The 6453-nt window shown below is 35.2% G+C and carries 7 protein-coding genes; all 7 read right to left on the bottom strand.

Features of this window, described 5'->3' with window-relative positions; translation table 11 throughout:
* Positions 1 to 54 precede the first annotated feature (54 nt).
* Positions 55 to 570, bottom strand: coding sequence for a 4Fe-4S binding protein (locus ACRD62_RS01215; RefSeq protein ID WP_430818295.1), 516 nt, complete (start codon positions 568 to 570; stop codon positions 55 to 57).
* Between the two features lie 30 nt (positions 571 to 600).
* Positions 601 to 1857 (bottom strand): hypothetical protein, encoded by a 1257-nt coding sequence (locus ACRD62_RS01210; RefSeq protein WP_430818294.1) that lies wholly within the window; start codon positions 1855 to 1857, stop codon positions 601 to 603.
* A 24-nt stretch (positions 1858 to 1881) separates the two neighbouring features.
* Positions 1882 to 3228 (bottom strand): 4Fe-4S binding protein, encoded by a 1347-nt coding sequence (locus ACRD62_RS01205; RefSeq protein ID WP_430818293.1) that lies wholly within the window; start codon positions 3226 to 3228, stop codon positions 1882 to 1884.
* A 2-nt stretch (positions 3229 to 3230) separates the two neighbouring features.
* Complete coding sequence (locus ACRD62_RS01200; protein ID WP_430818292.1) at positions 3231 to 3614, bottom strand: hypothetical protein; 384 nt, start codon at positions 3612 to 3614, stop codon at positions 3231 to 3233.
* Between the two features lie 274 nt (positions 3615 to 3888).
* Entirely contained in the window at positions 3889 to 4920 is a 1032-nt protein-coding gene (locus tag ACRD62_RS01195; protein WP_430818291.1) for a PH domain-containing protein, read from the bottom strand.
* 8 nt (positions 4921 to 4928) lie between these two features.
* Positions 4929 to 5348 (bottom strand): hypothetical protein, encoded by a 420-nt coding sequence (locus ACRD62_RS01190; protein ID WP_430818290.1) that lies wholly within the window; start codon positions 5346 to 5348, stop codon positions 4929 to 4931.
* Positions 5349 to 6218, bottom strand: a complete 870-nt coding sequence (locus tag ACRD62_RS01185) for a DUF4349 domain-containing protein (protein ID WP_430818289.1) — start codon at positions 6216 to 6218, stop codon at positions 5349 to 5351.
* Positions 6219 to 6453 lie beyond the last annotated feature (235 nt).

Here is a 6453-nt window from a genome sequence, read left to right as displayed (position 1 = left end):
TTCTTACCGAAAAAACCTTCAATTAAATATGAAACAGAGCCAACTTATGGGCAATTAGCTCTGTTTTAAGAATTCTCTTATATCGAACTCAGGTTTATAAGTAATATTTGATGCATTTAAACTGATCGCATTCTGATCACATACCTCAAGACAGTTGCCGCAATCTGTGCAGTTATCATCGTTGATACTATAGGTTTTAACAGCAATAAGTGTTGCATTGTAAGTACACACTTCAGAGCACATGTTACATTCGTTACAATTATCAGCATTGATGGTAAAAACAGCCGGTGTAACTTTAACAGCACTCTCTGGGCATGCATTGGAACAAAGCGTGCATGAAATACACTCCAATTCATCGATAGAGTAATTGATTGCACCTGTTATATTGATTGCGTTGTAATAACATACATCTAGACATTCCTCGCAACCGGTGCACAACGATACATTCACAAAGTAATCGCCATACATACTTTCACTACAGGCTTTTAGTAAAGGTGGCAAAGTGAGTAAAACACCTGCTTTACCTAACTTTAATAAAAATTCGCGACGGTTAAATGATTTATTTTCCATTTGCTCACTTTTTAGTTGCTTGATTACTTCTTAAAAATTAAATCGTAGTTCCAGTCGCCCTAAAACGGCATGGTCGTCATTCTCAATCAGGTCACTTTTGATGTAGCCCATAATTGCACTAGCCTGCAGATGTTTAAAAAATATCTTTCCACATTGCAGATCCACTTCCTGCATCGAAGAGATCTGATTTGAACAGGCATATTGAAGTTTAAAATGTGTTTTTACTTTTGGAAAGGTATGTTTAACCGAAGTAAGAAATATTGGCATATCAGTAGCATCCAGTCGAAGAACTTCGCCTGCAAGAATATTACTAAACCGATTTAAAACATTCGCATCGGCAGATATATCGGTGAAATCATAGTAATTAAAAAGCAAGGATGATTTTTGCATATTCCCCCATATAAAATCTTTTTGCAGCTTCATGTCATAGATGATACCCTGATTATTTTGTCCGGACTGATACAATATTTCAGGTTTAAAACTCAAATTTTCACCCCAGGAAACATCCGCAAATAATCCGGTTGATAGGAAAGACGTTTCAACCTGCGAACCAAACTCGGTATATACAGCCCAACCTAATTCGCTAACCTTAAACGAACTGTTTGTTTCGAATTCATTCATTGAGCTGAATTCATCACCTAAGCCTTCAGAACTAAATTCATCAGAATCAGAAGATTTTCCCGGTAAGAAACTTAAAGTGAAGGCAGCCAGGTTGGTTTTCCACAGATCGGAACCTATGCTATTAACCGTTCGGTCGGGAATAATATCATATAAATAACAGGTGCTGCAAAAAGTTCCGTTACGCGCAAAGTCGTTGGACACTGAACCCAGTGAAAAATTTATTTTCCATTGGTTACCTGAGTATTTATAACTCACACCCAGCATCCTTTCATTCAATAAATAATGATCATTGAGGGTAGCAGAATGCAATCCGATCATCAAATTTGATTGATCATTCTGATACTTATAAAAAGCCTCACGTAAACCAAAACGATGATTGCTAAACAAATAATCAGTCTCCAGATCTTTCTGACGCCAGTACTTTACCCCGCCTTCAAAATAGAAAGTTGAATGATTTGTTGAATAATCCAGACCTAAAAATGTCATCCCATTGGCAATATGGCTATTGGTGAGGTATCCCTGAGATGTCTCCACCTCAGCTGCCCACATTAGGTTTGACTGGCCAACAGGCTTTAAAAAAGCACCTAACCTGCTTCGACAGTTCCACTGTGCATTCAGCAAAGTACTAAATGCAGTCAATATTGTTAGTAAAATAAATTTGTTCATCTCCCCAAAAGACAAATGTTGTTTTTAAACCTTTTTAAGCGTAGTAAATGATAATGCATCTTTACTACAGGAATCAAGACAGTCGCCACAGGCAATACAATTTGAAACATCTAACATGCTTTTCTTATTCTCATAAAGCAATGCGTGACTTTTGCATTGGCGACTGCATTTAACGCAATCGATGCACGATGCATTTTTTGATATTCTTCTGGCTCCGGGTATAAGACTCACCCAACCCAAAACCAATCCAACCGGACAAACCGATTGACAGAACGGACGGTAGATCAATACCGATGAGAGCAATAAAACTACCAGCAAAACATATCCTGTAACATTGGCCGAAAACAGGTTAAAGGCCACTTTAAAAGGATCGTAATGGATATATATATTTGTTTTAGTGATAATAAGCTGTAAAAGCAATAAGGCGAAAAAAGCAATCTGAACAAATCGTAATACCTTTTGATGCTTTTCTTTTTTGAGTAAATCAAGTTTGGTTGCAGAATAAATAAATTCCTGAAATGCACCCAAATGACACAACCATCCGCACCAAACACGTCCAAAGAAATAGGTTAAAGGTATTAACCCTAAAAACCATAAAAGTGATATCCATTTAATATTCAAACCCGCGAAAAAAAGTATCAGATTTTGAAAAGATGAAATCATACATGGACAGCCACCTTTAATAAATCCTAACCATACCAGCATAGCGAGCAAAAAGAAAGGGCGTAGCTTTTGAAATTGAGTATTGTTAACCATCAGACCAACTACAATGGTTAATAGCGATAGAACTCCCAGCTCAATCAGCAAATTTTTATCCGACTCCGTTAATAAACCTGTTGACTCTTCATTACTTTCACTGGCTACAAAATCATCATTACTAATTGCAGAGAACTCTGTACCGGACTCAATAAATTCATCTCCATCAATACTCGAAAACTCTTCTCCTGATGTTTTAAATTCGGTAAAATTATCCCCGCTTTCATCCAACGAAATAAATTCATCTCCTGCAGTTACAAATTCATCAGGCGCTGAAGCATCAGCCAATACTATACATTCTTCTTTTTCCCTGCTTGAATGAGGAACAAAGGAAGATACCAGCAGGACAGTGACAACTAATGCGCCAGCAACTGCATAATATTTTCTTTTCTTCGTTTTATATAAATAGACTGAAACCAAAGCGACCAGAACCGACAAAACAATTGTTTGGCTGGCTCTTCCGGTTGAATTTCCATCAACAGCATACGAGCAATCGGCACATTTCTCACTCTGCACAGAACAATCATTCGCCAGCTGCTCATCATTAGATTGTGATGATACAACCTGAGAAATCAGAATCAATCCAAATGCTATTATGAAAATGAGCCGCTTCAAAATCAACCTCTTTTAATAACAATACTTCCCATGCCACCTTCTTTATCGCAGGAGCGAATAGCTGTAATCTGAGGCTCCTTTTCCTTATCATTCTTTGGTTTCAGGACCTGTACCTTAAGCTTGCGGGTATATTCCATATCCGAGACCTTATGCCACTCGGTAGCTGCCAGAATTTTTACTCCCTGATATTGAAATTTGGTATCCTTAACGGCCAATGGACATGCGCGATGTGTAAAAACCAATTTTACCTCAACAATTACCACTTCCCCTTCATGATAGGTTTCTTTTGCTTCTCCACTAACCTTAAGTGTTAATTCGCATGCCTTGGTAGCCACAATGGAAAAAATTAGCAATCCTAATAATATAATGATGCGATGTTTATTCATGATGATGCTGTTTGTCGAATAAGAAATTCATCAGCCCGAGTTAACGGACTAATGAATCAAATACAAAATATTGTTTGTCCTTATCAATATTTAAACCTGAATCAAAAGTATTTTTCAAAGGTCTTGAGGACAAACAAATTCGACATACAGATCTATTTTAACTACAAGTGAACGTATTACTTAATCAAAAATCAATGCAGAATATTTCGGTAATAAACGACCTGAAAATCTTAAATATCAAATGGTTCGATATGGTCGATTGGAATATTTACTATCAGTTTGCTCCAGATAAGTTGGCTCTTTTAAGAATGATTTTTGCAATATCACGATGGTTTTTTATGCCAATAAGTTTGTAGTAAATGGTATTGTAATTTTCATCCGTTTCGCCTGTATCAATATATACCGAACCGATGTTTTTAGCATATTCGAAAAGATTCTGCCGACAACTCACTTCCTTTATGGCAGTATATGAAGTAAACTCAGATTCATTCTGGAAGAAAATACTTTTCTCTTTAATATAAACCCCATTGGGATCAACAATATAAAATATTCCTTGATGCAGAATGAGAAAAGCTGGTATTAATAAAATCCCAAGTGTAAAGGCAGCAATTCCTAAAACATCTAAATCTTGACTGTTAATAGGGTACAGCTTATAAATTCCAAATCCGATAAATACAATTGAGTAATAACTCTTACGAATTAGAAATGACAATCTATCAGGTTTTAGTTTAATTACATCTTCGCTCTCCGGTTTTGTTGATGCATAATTCGAAACAATTAGCTCCTTTGTATTCTGATCATCTTTTACCTTTCGGATTATTTTATAAAGACCAATTAACAATAACCCCAGGCAAAGACCCGGAATTAATTTATTTACCAATCTGTTATTACATTCGTTAAACTGATCAAATGTTATTATCGTTCCTGATTTTGAACAATAAGCATCACATATTTTATACGTTCTGTATTTTTTCCCTTTCCAGGGTATAGTAATTGATGAACTTTTGAATTGAGTATGAAGTACTACTTCATCACCTTTCTGAAGTTTTAAAACTTCTTTGGCTATACGAGAATTATATGAACAACCTGAAAATTCAAATAAATCATCATATCCGGCAATCCACAATCCTATGTATTTATAGTCTTCATCATGCACTCCTTTTGCTGGATTGTCACTTAATCTGCCTTTAATAAGATTAGTATTTTCAACACCATATATCTCAGGATTTCGACTAACGAAATAAATGGCAAGTGCTACTATAATTAGAATAACTGATTCGCTATACTTTACAAAGATGGTTTTCATTTAGGTGATTAATTCAGTCGATTGTTCTTTCTCAAGTATCTTGCCTTTTGAGATCTATCCAAGTATTTTTTAAGCAATACTTTATCTTTTTTAATTATTTGTACTTTCTCAATATCTGTATACGGAATAAAAGCATTAATCTTTGCATCTTTCTTACTATAAACACAATAGTAAATTCCTTTTTCATATTGAACACGTTCTGAATCTATTTTAAATGAACCCTCATAAACAAATCCATTTGCTTTATATAAATAACCAACAGAAGATGATATATCATTAAATGATTCTCCTATTGTAACACATTTGGTAACTGCTACCTCATTAAAATAATTATCAAAAAAGTAAGAGTTTCTACACTCTATCCAAATCGCTAAAACAACAAAAAGCAATATTGCAACAGCCCAATGCCAATATTTCCTTATGAACATCTATTTCTTCTTTTTTCTCGATCTAAATTTTTTCCATATCCAGATGATGCCAGCCAGAAGAATCCAGAAAGGCCATAAACGGATCATAAATAACAGAAAATCAACAAAGGCAAACCAACCTTTCGATAGCGACATTTTTAAACGCTCCATAAACGAATCGCGCTTTTGAGGCTCATAGATATACTCTTTTTCCTGTGTCAGTGTTAATCTAAGAGTACTGTAATCAACCTGACTACTTAAGTATTTTAAGGTACCAGTTGTACTTTCAATTTCTTCTTCGATGCGTCGGATTTTTTCTTCAATCTTAAGTATTTCCTCAACCGTATTGGCTTTTTTTAGCAACTCATTATATCGTTTCAGATAGCTTTGTTTATTTGTCAAACGAGTTTCGAGGTCAATAAACTGGGTAGTAACATCACGTGCATCTATACTTTTATACTCTACTTCACCTCCCCCTTTTTCCAATGCCGTAATAAACAATTCGAAATATCGGCTGGGAATACGAATGGTTAAATCATAAGACGCTTGATAGTTGGAATTACTTAAGGCCTCATTACCATAATAACCCTGCCAGCGTAGCAACAAGGTATCTACTTTACTTTTAGCCGTTTCAAGGTTTGCCACCTTAATTCCCATGCGACCATCTTTTATTATCTTCTTTTCCTGTTGTTGAACAGCACTTTCTACCTGGGTTTCCGGCATGGGTGGTGCCGGTGGCATAACCTCCTCTTGTCTGGTTATGGGAATTTCTTCAATAGCCAAATCTGCCATTTCAGACCCATTACCAGAAAAGCCCAAAACTGTTGTTGGTTTCTGATGACAAGAGGTTAAGAGTGCTGAAAATAAAAGGATGTAAAGTGAGGTTTTCATATTCTGGGGATTAAATTAGTAAATCAAAAAAATGCAATAACACCTATTTTTCAATGGCATTATTGCATTCTATATTCTTTTAGGTTTTAGTTTGTATTTCATTAGGGCTTTGTTTGTTCCCTACTAAAATAGCTTATGTTGTTTAGGTTTGCAAAATATTTATTAAATGTACTAATAGAATAAAACGATTAATTAGTAATAAGAAACAGATATCATTTATAGATAATTACTGCAA

It is taken from the genome of Carboxylicivirga caseinilyticus (assembly GCF_050589785.1).
In the GTDB taxonomy this organism is placed as follows: domain Bacteria; phylum Bacteroidota; class Bacteroidia; order Bacteroidales; family Marinilabiliaceae; genus Carboxylicivirga; species Carboxylicivirga caseinilyticus.
The sequence above is the reverse complement of the archived record's forward strand: the minus strand, read 5'-3'. Positions and strand labels throughout refer to the sequence as shown.

What these genes read in the sequence shown, in the direction of transcription:
- ACRD62_RS01215 (WP_430818295.1), bottom strand. Translation starts at nt 570, where the DNA reads ATGGAAAATAAATCATTTAACCGTCGCGAATTTTTATTAAAGTTAGGT.
- ACRD62_RS01210 (WP_430818294.1), bottom strand. Translation starts at nt 1,857, where the DNA reads ATGAACAAATTTATTTTACTAACAATATTGACTGCATTTAGTACTTTG.
- ACRD62_RS01200 (WP_430818292.1), bottom strand. Translation starts at nt 3,614, where the DNA reads ATGAATAAACATCGCATCATTATATTATTAGGATTGCTAATTTTTTCC.
- ACRD62_RS01195 (WP_430818291.1), bottom strand. Translation starts at nt 4,920, where the DNA reads ATGAAAACCATCTTTGTAAAGTATAGCGAATCAGTTATTCTAATTATA.
- ACRD62_RS01190 (WP_430818290.1), bottom strand. Translation starts at nt 5,348, where the DNA reads ATGTTCATAAGGAAATATTGGCATTGGGCTGTTGCAATATTGCTTTTT.
- ACRD62_RS01185 (WP_430818289.1), bottom strand. Translation starts at nt 6,218, where the DNA reads ATGAAAACCTCACTTTACATCCTTTTATTTTCAGCACTCTTAACCTCT.